We start from the raw sequence: 14,951 nt of genomic DNA, 5'->3' as shown, positions 1-14,951 counted from the left end.
CCGGCTCACGCAGCCGCCGTAGCAATTACGTAAGTTGCTCCGGCGGCTGCGCCGTTTTGTCAGGCAGACAGTTCCACCCGCACCCGCAGGGCGGCTGCTACCATATTTTCCAGAGCCGGATACGCCTCTTCCCATCGCCGCGTCTTGAGGCCGCAGTCGGGGTTGACCCACAGCTGGTTTTTGTCGATGTGTTGCAGCGCCAGGCGCAGCAAGCGCACCATCTCGTCCGCCGTGGGAATGCGCGGGCTGTGGATATCATACACGCCGGGGCCGACCTCGCCCACATAGTGAAAGCGGGTGAAGGCGTCCAGCAGTTCCATGCCGCTGCGGCTGGATTCGATGCTGATGACGTCGGCGTCCATACGCGCGATGGCGGGCAGAATGGCGTTGAATTCGCTGTAGCACATGTGCGTGTGCAGCTGCGTGCGGTCTTCAATGCCAGTGGACGCCAGAAGAAAGGCGTCCACGGCCCATTGCAGATACACGGCAGCCTCGGCGGCGGTAAGGGGCATGCCTTCGCGCAGGGCGGCCTCGTCGATCTGGATGATGTGTATGCCTGCCGCCTCAAGATCGGTCACCTCATCACGGATGGCCAGAGCGATCTGGCGGCATACCTCGTTGCGGGGCAGGTCGTCGCGCACAAAGCTCCAGCAGAGGATGGTCACAGGCCCGGTGAGCATGCCCTTGACCGGCTTTTGCGTCAGGGACTGGGCATAGCGCGCCCATGCTACGGTCATGGGCGCTTTGCGGTACACGTCACCATAGATGACGGGCGGCTTGACGCAACGGCTGCCGTAGCTCTGCACCCATCCATTGCGCGTAAAGCAGAATCCGCCAAGCTGCTGCCCAAAATACTCCACCATATCGTTACGTTCGGCCTCGCCGTGCACGAGAACGTCCAGCCCGAGTTCCTCCTGCTTTTTGATGCAGGCGGCAATCTCGGCCTTGATGGCGGTTTCGTAGTCTGCCTGGGCCATCTGTCCACGCTTGAAGGCCAGCCGCGTTTTGCGGATATGGTCTGTCTGCGGGAAGGAACCGATGGTCGTGGTGGGCAGAAGCGGCAGACGCAGCCATGCCTGGGCCTGTTTGCGTGCGGCGAACTGCGATTTGCGGGCCAACATGTCCGGGGTCACGGCGGCGGCGCGTTCACGCACCCGTGCCAGCACCGTGTCGGCATGAGCCTGAGCCTCGGCCAGCACGGCGGCGTTGGCTGCAAGAATGTCCGCGCCCTGGTCTTGCGCGATGGCCTTGAGGTCGGCCAGTTCCGCGCATTTCTGCACGGCAAAGGCCATGCGGTTCTTGATGTGGGCAGGCAGGTCTGTCTCTTCCGCAAGGTCAACGGGGCTGTGCAGAAGCGAGCAGGATGAAGCCAGAAGAACACGGTCAGCGCCAAGGGCGTTCACGGCGCGGTTCATGAGGCTGGCGGCCTGCGCGTAGTCTGTCTTCCAGATATTGCGTCCGTTGACCAGCCCGAGCGAAAGGGCCGTATGATCGGGCAGGGCGGCGAGCACGGCGTCCAGCTGGCCGGGGCCGCGCACAAGGTCGATATGCAGGGCCGCGCAGCCGCTGTTTATGGCCAGGGCAAGGTGCTGGCCCAGCGGCCCGAAGTAGGTGGCCAGCAAAAGCCTGGCTGATCCGGCACGGGCCGCCGCCGCATTGAGCGCCATATACGCTTCGGCAAAGCGCGCGGCGGCAGAGGCGGGCAGAAGTTCAGTGCAGAGCACGGGTTCTTCAATTTGAATGCATGGGCAGAGCGGAGCCAGCTGTTCCAGCAGCGCCGTATAGGTTGCCAGCACTTCGTCCAGCCGCGCCCACGGGTCTGCGCCGTTCTGGCCCTTGGCCAGAGCCAGCCAGGTGAAGGGGCCGATGATGGCGGCTTTGGGCGTGAAGCCCTTGGCGGCAGCGCGCCGCGTGGTTTCCAGCACGGAGTGTTCGCCGGGCGTCCAGACGGCGTCGGCTTCGATTTCCGGCACAAGATAGTGGTAGTTGGTGTCAAACCACTTGGTCATCTCCATGGCCGGAATGTTGCGTGAGGCGTCGCCGCGCGCCAGAGCGAAATAGCGCGTCAGGGCGTCCTTGCCGCAGTGGGCAAAGCGGGCGGGCACGGCCCCGAGCATGAGGCTCGTGTCCAGCATGCGGTCATAGAGTGAAAAATCGCCTGTGGTCACGTAGCTTAGTCCGGCCTCGCGCTGGATAGCCCAATGGGTTTCCTGAAGCTGGTGCGCAGTGCTGGTGAGATCCTGGGCGGAAGTGTCGCCACGCCAGAAAGATTCGAGAGCCTGTTTCAGCTCACGCTGCCTGCCCATGGAGGGAAAGCCGAGAATGTGGGTACGCATGGTTGCTCCTTTCATATGGTGTTGAAAGGGCAGTCTTTTTCACGCTAGAGCTTGTATACCTGAAATGACGCGCGACCCGCCGGTCCCGTCGCCACTTCACAATACGGATGCAATCCGTACCGACGCGCGGCACTGGTTATGCCGCACGGCTCTGGCCGGGCGCAGCAACGCCTGACCGGGCACTTGCCTGAACGCGAGACAGTACTGCCTTGCCGCCGGATGGCGGCAGGTGATGAGGCGTCTCCTGGCTTCCGGCCCCTGCGCGTTTGTGGTTGCGCGTGGCCGTACCTTCCCGTCCCTTGAAGCAGAGCTCTGTTGGGAATACGCATTCTCAACAATGTTGCTGCTTCCGTTGGTGGACAGTGGTACGGCGCGGGTTTGTGCCGATTACAGTGGCGCGTCCGCAACGGATTTTCACCGTTTTCCGTTTCTCATCACAATATCTAGATAAATTGATATATAACGATGGGCACGGTGTCAAGCGCGGGCAGCAAAGAATGCGGGTGGCTTGTTCCTGAACCCCAAGGGCGGGGTGCTGCTGAGCCGCCACCGCAAGGCTGCTTTGATCTGGGACAGTTTTGATTTCGTGTGGGCTGCAAAGCGCGGGCATAACCGGCCACCTGCTCAGGTAGTCCAGTAACAGACGGAAATAAATAAAAGTTTTAGGGGGAGAGGGTGTGGGGGAGGAGATCCTTTTTTAGATCATTTAACCTTTTTTAAGGTTAAATGATCTAACGCTGCGCGAGAGTGCAGCGCGCCACAACGTGGCGTGGATTCTGCCGAAAATCGCATTTTCGGCAGAATGACACCTTTGAAATGTGAAACATTTCAAAGGTAATCTGGTCTAAAGACGGTCCCTCCCCCACAAAGCTTTTCAACCGCAGAGCACCCCCAAAAGAAAGTGCTCTGCGTCTAGTCCTGGCGGGTGAGATGATAGACTGCGGGGATCATATACATGAGGCTCACGAGCTGGCGCGCGGGTTCATACCGCGTGGCCACAACAACGGAGCCGAGATTCCAGAGGTGGTCGTCGTCGTTTTCTCCGGCAGAGGGCGCGCCGAAGCGTTCGCTGACCATGCGTACGATGGCCTGTGCCGTGGCCTTGTCCGGAACGGCGTACTCCAGTTCCACAAAGCCCAGGGGGGAGGGGCGGCCTGGCCCGTAGCAGAAGGCCGCCTGCCGCGCGCCGGGCACAAGCGCGCCGGGCGTGTAGGTATCGCAGATATAGGCGTCGTCCTGGCGGGATGCGCGCATGCCCGCCTTGGCGAGGGCGTCGCGCATGGCGGGCCGGGTGGCGGTATCCAGTCGCAGGCCGAAAAGCACGGCTCCAGGGCGCGAAGCGGAAGGCCCGGCCATATCTTCCAGTTCCTTCATGGCGTGGATGGATCCCCGCATGGCGGCCGCGTAGAGCAGAAGCGTGGCGCGCGCCTGATTTTTTTCCACCCCCTGACCTGTGCGGTAAAGATGGCCAAGGCGGGCCAGGGCGTCTGTCTGCTGCTGCGCCGCCGCACGGCTGTACCAGGCTGCGGCTGCTGTGTAATCTTGCGCTACGCCGTGCCCGCCCTCATACATGAGGCCGAGATTGTACTGGGCCTCGGGTTGGCCCTGACGCGCTGCGAGGTCAAACCAGCGGGCGGCTTCTTCGGGGTTGGCGTCAATGCCGCGCCCCTGTTCCAGCATGCGCCCGTAGTTGCTCATGCCGGACGGGTTCCCCGCTGAAGCGGAGAGGGCAAACCAGTGGAGCGCGCGGCCTTCGTCCGGCTCCGTACCCTGGCCGAGGTCAAAAAGCACTCCAAGGTTGTTCATGGCCTGGCCGTCGCCGCTCTCGGCCATGTGCTGCCAGATGGCACGGGCCTGGGCGTAGTCGCCCTTCTGATAGGCTTCATTGGCCTGGGCCTCGGGGCTGCCGGGGGTCACGGGACTTTCCGGCTTTTCCTCATCCTTGGTTTTTTCGTGTCCGCCATTGGCTGGGGCATGAGGCGTGGAAGCCGCCTCGTGCGCTTTGGGGGCATGTGCCGCAGGGGCCGCCTCTTTATTATTGTCGGCGGCCTTGGCGCGCGGCGCGCGCTGCGGGGCCTGGCGTCCCCGTTCCTGTCGCTGACGCTCCCTTTCCTGATTCAACTGCTGCTGGCGCAACTGGGCTTCCGGCGACTGCGGCTGCATGCCGTCAGCAGCGGGGTTTCTGGGACTGGCGGGAGCGGGAGCGGCAGGCGTTGGGGCCACAGGCGCAGGCGGCGGCACGGGCGCTGGCGAAAGGGTTGGGGCTTGCCCAGGAGCCGTGGGGGCCGCAGCTGTGTGGCCGTTGCCATTTTGTCCCGTCTGGCTGCCCTGCTGCCCCGTCTGGCTGCCCTGCTGTTGCAGTGTGGCCGCTTCGGCTTCTGACAGATGACCGCCAAAGAGAATTCCCATTATTTCGCGCCCTCTGGTGGGCTGACCATTTTCTGCCGGCTGGCCGCTGCCTGCCCAGCCCGGCCTTTGCCCGCCGCTGGAAGGTAGCAGGGCGGGAGCCTGAATTGTGGGAGCAGGAACAACAGGCGCCTGAACTGTGGGCACGGTGACGGTGGGCTCGTGAACCCTGGGCTCGGTGTTGGTTGGGGTGGGAATGGAGGCCGCCGCAGCCAGAGCCGTGTGTGGCGTCATGCCCCCCAGGGCGGCTGAGCAGAGGAGAAAGCTCCCCAGCGCAAAGGCACGCAGAAAAGAACAGGCCCGAACTGAAAAGGCTAAAGTGGCGGCGTGCAGGGCAGCAGCGCCCGGGACTGTTGCGCCCGTAACTGCTGCGCCCGGAAAAATGGTGTGCGACACGCTGTTGCGCATAACAGATGCGTGCGTGACGGAAGCTCCCGGAATCCTTACGCTCGGTATGGGGGCGGCTATGCCTGAAGCGTCCACAACAGAGTCATGCTGGGCAGAATCATGCGAACCAGAAGCGTGCTGGCCAGAATCATGCGAACCAGAAGCGTGCGGGCCAGAAGCGTGCGGGCCAGAACCGTGCGGGCCGGGATTACGTGGGTCGGCATTTCGCGGGTTGCGGTCGTACAGGGCATGTCCGTGCAGTTGGGCGTCTGCGTCAAGGCCGCAAAGAGCGTGAGCCCGCAAGGCCGTCAACGCGACCCTGCGGGCAAACAGACTGTTTTGAGCGGAACCCTGGGGCTCTGCTGTACAATTGGAAGTATTCCGGCGCATGGCTCCCATCCCTGACCAGGCCTCGCGGCCTTGGCGCTCCTGCGGCTCGGCGTTGCGTCAGTCGCTCGCGCCGGGTCCGGGTCTTGCCAGGCCGTTTACGGCCTATGGTTTACGTTTGGGACAGTTGAAATTGTTGAAATCAATTTCCGGCTTGTCCGTGAGGCGCTGGTCAAAAACCAGGGCGTGACCGCGCCAGTCGCGGATGGTCGCATTGATTTTTTCCATATTCACGTAGCCCAGCAGGGCGGGCCAGCGATCGGCCATATCCCGCAGCATACGCGCGTAGGTTACTTCGCCGCCGTGGAAGCCGTCAACAAATTCGCAATCACTGGAGCCGAAGGTGCGCGCATCCGTAAAGTCCATAACCTCAATGCCGCGTGCCAGCAGGGCTTCCCGCAGGTGGAAGAGGTGCGGGTAATCGGCCTCGTGCTGGCGTATGGCGTCCAGCACTTTCACGGACAGGGGCGAAATAAAGACAAAGGTGGCAATGCCGCGTGCCTTGAGGCGGCAGTAGATTTCGGCAAAGGCGTCCAGATGGGCGGAGCTTATGCCGCCGGGGTCACGGCTGCCTTCAATGGGCTTGGCGCGAAAAAAGGCCTTGATGCCGTGCCGTACCTGCTTGAGCGTGTCTTCGAACTGGTAGTCGAAAGGCCGCTTCTGCCCTGTGGTTTCCGCTGTGTAGTACCATGCGCCGTCAGGGCCGAACCCGTCGTCCGTCTGTTGGGCCATGATGCCGTAGCGTCCGGCGCGAAAGCCGCCAGCCGATTCCAGCAGGACGGGAGCAATAAGGTCGTGAACGGAGATCTTTCCTTCGAGCAGCCAGGCCCAGGGCTTTTTCAGGCTTTCAAACCCGTAGTTGTAGGAGCCGCTGGTGGGGGGCTCGTCCTTGAAGGGATCGGGCTGCCACTGGGGCATAAACCACCAGAAATCCAGGCCGATGATGACGGCATCGGGCTTGTGCAGGGCCAGCATGGCGTCAAGGGTGGAGCGCAGCACCGAAAGGTTGCCTGCCGTGCCGCCCACGTTGAGAAAGGATTTACGAAAGTAGGCTCCCCGGAACTGCATGACGCGGGATGAGCCCACGGCGGCGATTTCCGGTTTGACCTTGGCGTAAAGCTGCAGTTTGTAGTCCACAAAGTCCTGTGAGACGCCCGAGCCAAAAATGGCGAACTGCCCGGCGGACTGCGCCGCCACCGCGCGCTCGACGCCCACGTCGCCGCTTTTGTAGAGCCACCACAGGGTATAGGGCAGCGCCAGCAGGCCGACCACAAGGGCCAAAAGCAGCAGCACACGGAAGTAACGGGAAAGATAGGCGGATTCGGTGAGGATTTTGCTCATGATGTGTCCGCCTCTTTAAAATTGGAAGTACAGGAAGGTCGCCTTGCGCGACACCAGGATGAGCGTCACAAAGGCCAGACAAGCGAGGCTGGTGGCCCATGCCGCTGAAGGCCGCCAACTGAGGAACGGGCGCGAACCGTCGCGCCTGCCGTGCAGCATCTCGTGACTGTTGGGGAATGCCCAGCACAGCACAAAGCTTATGCCCAGCAGGGCAAAGGGCAGCCAGCCCTGAAAATAGTTGTTGGGCAGCCACCGGGTCGCCAGAACGCCCGTGGCGGAAAGCCCCGCGTAATCAGCCGTCAGGCCTGCGGCCTCGGCAGTGAAGGGGCCGGTAAACATGGCCCCGAACATGGCGGCGGCTCCGTCAAGGCTCACCGTGCGGAAGATCACCCAACCAAGGTTGATGCACAGGAAGGTGAACAGGATGAAGAAAATCCGCATGGGCGGGGTGGCCAGCACCTTTTCAAGCAAGGTGCCCTTGATGCAGGCCCGGAAAAAGTGGTTGACGCCCAGCATGGAGCCGTGCAGTGCCCCCCAGATGATGAAGGTCCAACCCGCGCCGTGCCACGCGCCGCCGATAAGCATGGTCAGAAAGAGGTTGCGGTACTGCATGAGCCGCCCTTTGCGGTTGCCGCCAAGGGGGATGTACAGAAAATCGCGCAGCCACGAACTCAGGGTAATGTGCCAGCGCCGCCAGAAGTCCACAATGCCCGTGGACTTGTAGGGCGAATCGAAGTTTTCAGGCAGGCGCAGGCCCAGCATGAGGCCAATGCCAATGGCCATGTCCGTGTAGCCGGAAAAGTCGAAATACAGCTGGAAGGTGTAACACAGGGAACCCAGCCAGGCCTCGGCTCCGCTGATGGGAAAGGCTTTTTCCGCAGCGTTGAAGACGGCGTTGGCGTAAACGGCCAGCCCGTCCGCCAGCAGCACCTTTTTGGCAAGACCAATGGTGAAAAGCGTGAAGCCCTGCGCCAGATCCTCAGCCGTGGAGCCTGAAAGCTCGTCAAGCTGCGGGCCCATCTGCTCGTAGCGCACGATAGGGCCGGAAATCACGTAGGGAAAGCAGGCCGAAAACAGCGCGTGGCGTGAAAAACCCTGCGGCACTACCTGCCGCCGGTACACGCTGACCAGCCATGCGATCTGTATAAAGGTATAGAAGGATATGCCGAGCGGAAGCCCCGGCGGGGTGAAGTTCCATTGCGTGCCCATAAGCAGGGCCAGGTTCTGGGCGAAAAACCAGGAGTACTTGAACCAGAGCAGGGGCAGCAGGTTCAGTATGAGGGCCAGGACCAGCAGCCCTTTGCGGCTGCACGCCCAGGCGCGGACTCCCTGCAGCCCGTTGCCTTGGAAAAATCGTCTGCCCCTGCGGAACTTAGCTTGGCGGGGGCCAGCGGCATCCGCCTGGGCGTCCGGGGACTCCAGGGGAGAAGCCAGCGCGTCTTCCTCGGGGATGACATCCGCATCCGCAGTTGCGCCGTCAGGCCGGTTTGGGTCGGCCAGGGCCAGCGCGAAAGCGTAGTTCATGCCCAGAATGACCGCCAGAAGCAGCAGAAAGGGCAGGCCCCAAAGAGCGTAAAAAACTACGGAAAAGAGCAGCAGAACCAGACTCAGCCGCGTGGCTCCGTAGCCTGCGGTCAGCCGCCAGCACAGCAGCAGAAGTGGAAGGAAAAGAAATATAAAGGAATAGGAATTGAACAGCATGCGCAGCTCCCGTGACGTTGACCTCGAGCATTTGTGGCGAAAAGGCCCAGGATCAGGCGATAACGCAGCCCCAGAACGGCAGAGGCCGGACACGAAAAAGCGCAGGGCAAAAAAATACCCTGTCCGTGCTACGGCTGACGGCTAAATAAAATGCGCGCCAAACCAGCGCGGCAGGGCCCGACAAAGCCCGCCGTGAAGGCGCAGGCGTGTTGTTGCCGGCTAGGGGTTCAGTTCCGAGCGGAACTTCCGCGACAGACGGAACACCATAACCTTGCGCGGGGGCAGAGTGATGGTTTCGTCCGTTTTGGGGTTGCGCCCCTTGCGTGATGCCTTGTCATAGCATTCGAACTTGCCAAAGCCGCTGATGAGCAAAGCCCGGTCCTTTTTGATGGCGGACTTCATTATGTCCAGCAGCTTTTCAACCACGTTCTTTACATCAACGCGGTTCTTGTCGGTTTCTTCGTAGATGGCCTCCACGATGTCCGCTTTGGTCAGTGTTTTTTTCATTGTGAGTTCTCCGGCGCGTAACAATGCGCTGGTATGGCTGTCACAAAACATGATCTTGACAGGTATGGCCCAACGGGCAACGAAGGCGCACTTCACATGAAGCGCACTTTTGTGTAAAATACACGCAACTAACGGGCAGAGCAAGATTTTTCTTAAAAATTGTCTTCTTACGTATGAAGAGCCATTGTGCGCGCCGTACGTGGCTTCGCAGCCATTGAGCATATATGAAAGCGGTATCTGCCCGAATTTTTTCTTCAACCTTGCCCTGGTTCATACCCCGTCCCCAAGGGCACGCCCTGATCCCCCTCTTTCTCCCTTTCAGAGGGTGCCCGGTACGTTGCGTGTTTTGCGCGCAAGACGTGCAGACGGGACTTGCTGGCTGCATGGACCCTGCCGCCCCGTCATCTGGCGCGCCGGTTTTGCCTGCGTCTTCCCTTGCGGCCCTGCTACGGCATGCCCGCGAAAATCTTGAATATCGTCACGCCACTGGCCTGCCGCCAGCCGAGCTGGCCTTTTACGGCGGCACCTTCACTGCCATGCCCGGGCAGGACCAGAACGCCTGTCTTGATCTGGCGCGCATGGCCCTTGAGCGCGGCTGGATACGCAGCTTCCGCTGTTCAACCCGGCCGGATTGCGTGGACGCGCCAACCCTTTCGCGGCTGCGCGAGGCCGGTTGCCGCTGCGTGGAGCTTGGCGTGCAAAGTTTTGCGGATGAAGCCCTTTTTGCCTCAAAGCGGGGCTATGACGGAGCCACGGCCCTTCGTGCCTGCGCCCTTGTGAAGGCCGCGGGTCTGACGCTTGGGGTGCAGCTCTTGCCGGGCATGCCGGGCAACAGCACGGAGGATTTTTTGCGCGACGTTCCCCTGGCGCTCGACGCCGGGGCGGACATGCTGCGTTTTTATCCCTGTCTTGTGCTTGAGGGTACGGCCCTTGCCCGCATGTGGCGGCAGAATCTCTACGCGCCGTGGCCGCTGGAAGCTACGCTGGACACCCTCGCGCAGGGCTGGCTTCTGGCGCAGGAGGCGCGCGTGCCCGTCATCCGCATGGGGCTTGCGCCCGAAGCCGCGCTGGCCGAGGCCGTGCTGGCCGGACCCGTGGACAATGCCCTGGGCAGCCGCGTTATGGGGCGGGCCTTGCTGCTGGCGGTGCGCCGCGCCCTGACCGCGCTGGCGGCATCCTCAGGGGGGGGCGCACTGTCGGCTTCTTCAGGCATGGCCGCGTCGCCGCGCTTGCACGCTCTGCACGTCCCCCCTTCCTGCCAGGGATATATGTGGGGAATGCGCGGCGAGCTGCGTTCCGCCTGGGCGGGCCTGGGGCTTTCGCCTGAAAGCCTGCGTTTTGATGCCGCCTGCCAGCAGGAACTGCGTTTGACCGTGACCTTTTGATTATGCGCTTTTGCTTGCGTCCTTCTCTTCTGCTCGCGTCCTTCTGATCGCGGCCTGACACTCCCGTACGCCTTTTCATCGCGCCCCAGATATCGACCTTCTGAGAATATATATATCTTAAAGGATATGGCCCGCCCTTTTGCCATGCGTGGCCGCGCGCGACAACCATGATCGCGTGCAAAACAACCACGACCGCGCTGCTGCTGGCGCGTTTTAATCGTGGCCTGCTCGGGCGTCGTGCTGCCCACTGTTTTGAAGCTGCGGTTCCCGCAGACATACAATACTGCGAATTTCGTGCGAAATGGCAGCCGTGTCGTGAGGCGCGCGCTGCCATTTTTTGGCTCCAGCCGTTGAAATTCGCCCCTGCGCCACGAGCGGGAAAAACTTTTTTGGAATAATTGCGCATTTGGCATAATATTTTTTGCAAAAAAATGCGAAAAGCTATATAGGTAATTTAACCTGGACAGCGCAGTCAGGAATCCACACCCTCCTTCCGGCTTCTTTCCTCATCTCCTTCCTAAGATATCCCTCGCATCCCAGGCTCAATCGGCGTGATTTTATCTTCCGCCAGTAATCTGAAATACACATGAATCCAGAGGTCTTGAATATGAAAATGGGAATTATGAACAAGATGATGCTTACCATTCTGGTTCCGTCCCTACTGGGCCTGACTGCGGTATGCGGTCTCAGTTATTGGCAGGCAGAAAATTCGCTCACACAGCAGGTCGCGCACGAATTCGACAGCGTTATAGACAAACAGATCGAAGGGCTGGGCTCCGTGCAAAAAATGACGCACGGCCTCATCAGAACCAATGCCGAATCGGCCCACGTCAAAAAGGCTCTGTTCGCCCGGACAGGCGATCAGGCTGCCCTTGAAAGCCTCGGCGAACCGGATGTCCAGAGCGTGCTTGACGACCTTGCGCAGCATTTTGGCATGGTTGATGGCGCGGGGCTGATAGATGCGTCCGGCATTGTTGTGGCCCATACCACCAGGGAAATGATCGGCGGCAACCTGCGGGACCGAAAATCTGTGCAGGTGGCCCTGGCCGGTCAGATGAGCATGGAAAACACCCGTAACCATGCGGGCGAAATGTCCACTATGGTGGCGGCTCCCGTTATGGCTCAGGGCAAAGCGCACGGCGTTATGTACGCTTATATGAGTCTGGCCCGTCTGAGCGCGAGCACCACAGACACCATCAAAATGGGTAAACACGGATATTGCGCGGTTTATGACAGTGCGGGAACGGCCATCATGCATCCCGACAAGACCATGCTGGGCAAGGACTGCAGTCAGGAACCCTTTGTGAAGGCAGCCCTGATGAACGGAAGCGGACGTGTGCAGTTCGCCCGTGGCGAGCAGCAAATGGTGGCCTACTACCGGCATATGCCCGAAAGCAACTGGCATGTGGTTATGGTCGCGGACAGGGATGAGATGCTTGCCCCCACAAGCAGGCTGCTCAAGGCCAACGTATTAGTGGGTATTGTTACTGCCCTTGTGCTGGGCGCCGTCATTGTCTTTGTGTCGCGGGGCATAGCGCGATCACTGAAGATCAGCGAAAAGTACGTACAGGTGGTGGCTGGCGGCAATTTTAATCCTGAGCCGCAGGAAGAGGAAGCCCTGGCAAAAGCCGCCAGCAGAAGTGATGAAATTGGCGGGCTTTCAAGCGGCATCCAGAGCATGGTGGGCAAGTTGCGTGGCCTGTTCAAGGAAAGTGAAGAGAAAACCCATCAGGCGGAGATGGCGACGGGCGAAGCCCGCGTCGCCATGGAAGAGGCCCAGGAGGCACGCAAGGAAGCCGAAACCGCACGTCAGGACGGCATGCTGGCCGCCGCCGGGCAGTTGGAAACCTCTATCGGCGTTATTTCTTCTGCTTCAACCCAGCTTGCCGCCCAGATCGAGCAGTCAGACCGCAGCGCCTCAGAGGCGGCGCAGCGTCTTTCCGAGGCCGCCACAGCCATGAACGAGATGAACGCCACCGTGCAGGAAGTGGCCCGCAATGCGAGCGCGGCTTCGGAAGCCTCGGTGCACACCAGAGAAAAGGCCCGGGCTGGCGCGAACATTGTTGAGCAGGCCGTGCAAAGCATCGAAGCTGTGCGGCGCATGTCCGAGGAACTCAAGGGCGACATGGCCGAGCTTAACGAGCACGCTCAAAGCATTTCGCAAATCATGAATGTCATTTCCGATATCGCCGACCAGACCAACCTGCTGGCCCTCAACGCGGCCATTGAGGCCGCCCGGGCGGGTGACGCCGGACGGGGCTTTGCCGTGGTGGCCGACGAGGTGCGCAAGCTGGCTGAAAAGACAATGGATTCCACAAAGGATGTCAGCCATGCCATCAGGTCCATTCAGGACAGCACCACCAAGAGCATGGGATCAATGGACAACGCGGTCGGCCAGATTGCCCAGGCCACGGACTTTGCCAGTCAGTCCGGGCAGGCCCTGGAAGAAATAGTGGCAACCGTTGAGGCCACGGCGGATCAGGTTAACGCCATTGCCACTGCCAGTGAGGAACAGTCCGCAGCCAGCGAAGAAATCAACCAGAGCATTGTGCTCGTCAACGAGATATCGCGTCAGAGCGCTATGGCCATGGCGGAAGCGACTCAGGCGGTTGCCGATCTGGCTGGCCAGGCCCACACCCTGAAGAACCTTGTGGCGCAGATGAAGCTCGGCTAGGGCAATATGACTTTGGAATGCTTTGTGGGGAGGGTCCCTTTTGCAAAAGGGGCCCCCACCCCTAAAACTTTTATTGTTTTATAGCATAGCGCAACAAGTTTTCTGGTCTGAAGGGATAAGTCCAGAGAAAAGGCCAGAGTAAAGGCCAGAGACAACATCACCGTCGCATGCGGCTCTCTTTATGAAGGTAGCGCACTTTTTGTGCCCACTGGAATGAAGAGGGCCGCTTGCCGTGTTTGGCGCGTGGGACATTTTATGCGCAATGCAAAATATAGTGTGCGTCAACCTTAGCCGCACACGGGTCCCCCTTTGCTGCTGCTGTTGTTGAGGGGCGCGCGGGGCATGTGGGAAGGCCGGATATTCCGCTCGCTTGCGGACGCTTCAGGGAAGGATTTGGGGCAGTGCCGGGTTAACGGGCGCAAGAGCCGTCTGCTCATGAAACGAGTTCACTGGACTGCAGGGATGTGCTGAAACCCCTTGCCGCGAAATGCGATCAGGCAGGCTTTTGCCTGCCGTACGCAAGCATTTCAGTAGGTAGTTGCGCTAAAATGAGAGGCGGCCGCCGGGGGCAACCGGCGGCCGAGAGAGGGAGGATGTTCCGATGGTTAGAGGTTCTGTTCAAAGGAGGAGGTTTTCGGGGGGGGGGATCCGGAGGCCCTCAATGGGGGCGGAGGACTTCACGGAAGTTTGGTGTCATGTATATCTCTACCGCCCGTCGGCGGATTGGCTGGGTTGGCGACGCGTTGACGTTATGGCCTGCCCTGTTTTGTGCGCCTCGTTTTGTCGGGCGCCTCGCTTTGGGCGGGATGCTATTGCCAATTGCCGGGTTTGGAATATCCGGCAGCGTTCACTTCTGTCGGATCCGTGGCGGCGTTGCTTACAGCCTAACTTTATAAATACAGCCAGTAGACGCTGTTCTGCCGCTTCACGGGATTTTTTCCGAAACTCCGTCTTCAGACGGATTGAGAAGCTTGCTCTTGCGCGGTTAGACTTTGTTAACTTGTTTATATGTTTTTTTCTATCCGTTTTCCGTATTCTTGTATTATAAAAAGCAATTCTTGTGCCACTATCGATATTGTGGAATGCTTTTTGATAATCGATTAAAATTATTTGAGTTTTGCGATTTAGCTTTTCGTGGGGCCGAAAACAGGGTGCATGTTTTTTATACAGTTGTATCTTTGTATGTTTAAATATTAGACAGTCGTGGTCAGGTAGAGCGGCTTCCTTTCCGGGGGCGACAAGCCAATGCCGTTCCTGTCGCCGCGCTTGAGGCCGTAAACTTATCCTGTAATATTATGGTATTCAGTTTGAGATGGGCTACTTCAGCCCGTCACGCCACAACATCTGCTCAAAGTCCATACTACAGCCTCTGCTCGCCAGTGTGCCCAATGGAATGCCTACTTCAAGGCGCATTCTCTGATCGGCATTCATAAGTACGGCGCGCAATTCGTCGCGCAGGATCTGCAGCTCACACCCCAGGCGCGGAAGCGCCTCAGGCGGCGTGTTTTGATTAAAACTCAGACCTTCAAGCTCATTTTTTTTCACATCGATAAGATGGCGTAAATAAAAACTTTTTCTCTTAAAGTCGTCCATGATGGCTATGGCCTTTGCGCATTTTTGCGGGGGGAGCTGCTCCAGCGGCCCCCCCAGTGCGCCCATGGGTATACATGGTTGAGTTTGGGGTGAAATATCATACTGCTGGTTTTGAGCCAAAGAAGATGTGGGAAGCACCAGACTGACCATAGCGATGAAATAAAAGAATATTTTTTTCATGTCGCAAGTATTCCCGAATCATTTGCATGAGCCGTTAACAGAGAGGCCAATGCC

9 protein-coding genes and 1 riboswitch are annotated in these 14,951 nt (G+C 59.8%); of the genes, 2 read left to right on the top strand and 7 right to left on the bottom strand.

Going from position 1 to position 14,951, the window contains the following annotated elements; translation table 11 throughout:
- Window positions 1-59 precede the first annotated feature (59 nt).
- The 6 genes from metE to BCS36_RS01270 form a co-directional block, all read right to left on the bottom strand.
- A complete protein-coding gene (gene metE, locus BCS36_RS01295) occupies window positions 60-2,336 on the bottom strand; it encodes a 5-methyltetrahydropteroyltriglutamate--homocysteine S-methyltransferase (RefSeq protein WP_291301127.1) in 2,277 nt (758 codons plus the stop codon).
- Window positions 2,337-2,554: 218 nt separating this feature from the next.
- A riboswitch (cobalamin riboswitch) is annotated at window positions 2,555-2,798 on the bottom strand.
- Window positions 2,799-3,248: 450 nt separating this feature from the next.
- Entirely contained in the window at window positions 3,249-4,976 is a 1,728-nt protein-coding gene (locus BCS36_RS01290; RefSeq protein WP_291301126.1) for a tetratricopeptide repeat protein, read from the bottom strand.
- A 230-nt stretch (window positions 4,977-5,206) separates the two neighbouring features.
- Window positions 5,207-5,380, bottom strand: a complete 174-nt coding sequence (locus BCS36_RS01285; protein WP_291301125.1) for a hypothetical protein — start codon at window positions 5,378-5,380, stop codon at window positions 5,207-5,209.
- A gap of 241 nt (window positions 5,381-5,621) precedes the next feature.
- The gene (locus tag BCS36_RS01280; RefSeq protein WP_291301124.1) at window positions 5,622-6,857 is read right to left on the bottom strand and encodes a hypothetical protein; all 1,236 of its coding nucleotides are present in this window, start codon (window positions 6,855-6,857) and stop codon (window positions 5,622-5,624) included.
- A gap of 15 nt (window positions 6,858-6,872) precedes the next feature.
- Window positions 6,873-8,558 carry an MBOAT family protein gene (locus BCS36_RS01275; RefSeq protein WP_291301123.1) on the bottom strand — a complete coding sequence of 562 codons (1,686 nt, stop codon included), beginning with the start codon at window positions 8,556-8,558 and terminating at the stop codon, window positions 6,873-6,875.
- 219 nt (window positions 8,559-8,777) lie between these two features.
- On the bottom strand, window positions 8,778-9,065 hold the full coding sequence (locus BCS36_RS01270) for an integration host factor subunit alpha (RefSeq protein WP_179980258.1): 288 nt from the start codon (window positions 9,063-9,065) through the stop codon (window positions 8,778-8,780).
- Window positions 9,066-9,289: 224 nt separating this feature from the next.
- Here BCS36_RS01270 and BCS36_RS01265 point away from each other — a divergent pair, with 224 nt between their 5' ends.
- Together BCS36_RS01265 and BCS36_RS01260 are read left to right on the top strand one after the other, a co-directional pair.
- A complete protein-coding gene (locus BCS36_RS01265; protein ID WP_291301122.1) occupies window positions 9,290-10,450 on the top strand; it encodes a radical SAM protein in 1,161 nt (386 codons plus the stop codon).
- Between the two features lie 622 nt (window positions 10,451-11,072).
- Complete coding sequence (locus BCS36_RS01260) at window positions 11,073-13,124, top strand: methyl-accepting chemotaxis protein (RefSeq protein WP_291301121.1); 2,052 nt, start codon at window positions 11,073-11,075, stop codon at window positions 13,122-13,124.
- Between the two features lie 1,317 nt (window positions 13,125-14,441).
- Here BCS36_RS01260 and BCS36_RS01255 read toward each other — a convergent pair.
- Window positions 14,442-14,897 (bottom strand): hypothetical protein, encoded by a 456-nt coding sequence (locus BCS36_RS01255; protein WP_291301120.1) that lies wholly within the window; start codon window positions 14,895-14,897, stop codon window positions 14,442-14,444.
- Between the last annotated feature and the right edge of the window lie 54 nt (window positions 14,898-14,951).

Origin of the sequence: Desulfovibrio sp. MES5 (assembly GCF_002237645.1) — a bacterium.
Classification (GTDB): Bacteria; Desulfobacterota; Desulfovibrionia; order Desulfovibrionales; family Desulfovibrionaceae; genus Desulfovibrio.
The sequence above is the reverse complement of the archived record's forward strand: the minus strand, read 5'-3'. Positions and strand labels throughout refer to the sequence as shown.

Excerpts from the sequence above, each read along its gene's own strand:
- BCS36_RS01255 (WP_291301120.1), bottom strand. The coding sequence starts at position 14,897 with ATGAAAAAAATATTCTTTTATTTCATCGCTATGGTCAGTCTGGTGCTT.
- BCS36_RS01275 (WP_291301123.1), bottom strand. The coding sequence starts at position 8,558 with ATGCTGTTCAATTCCTATTCCTTTATATTTCTTTTCCTTCCACTTCTG.
- BCS36_RS01285 (WP_291301125.1), bottom strand. The coding sequence starts at position 5,380 with ATGCCCTGTACGACCGCAACCCGCGAAATGCCGACCCACGTAATCCCG.
- BCS36_RS01290 (WP_291301126.1), bottom strand. The coding sequence starts at position 4,976 with ATGACGCCACACACGGCTCTGGCTGCGGCGGCCTCCATTCCCACCCCA.
- BCS36_RS01270 (WP_179980258.1), bottom strand. The coding sequence starts at position 9,065 with ATGAAAAAAACACTGACCAAAGCGGACATCGTGGAGGCCATCTACGAA.
- BCS36_RS01260 (WP_291301121.1), top strand. The coding sequence starts at position 11,073 with ATGAACAAGATGATGCTTACCATTCTGGTTCCGTCCCTACTGGGCCTG.
- BCS36_RS01265 (WP_291301122.1), top strand. The coding sequence starts at position 9,290 with ATGAAAGCGGTATCTGCCCGAATTTTTTCTTCAACCTTGCCCTGGTTC.
- metE (WP_291301127.1), bottom strand. The coding sequence starts at position 2,336 with ATGCGTACCCACATTCTCGGCTTTCCCTCCATGGGCAGGCAGCGTGAG.
- BCS36_RS01280 (WP_291301124.1), bottom strand. The coding sequence starts at position 6,857 with ATGAGCAAAATCCTCACCGAATCCGCCTATCTTTCCCGTTACTTCCGT.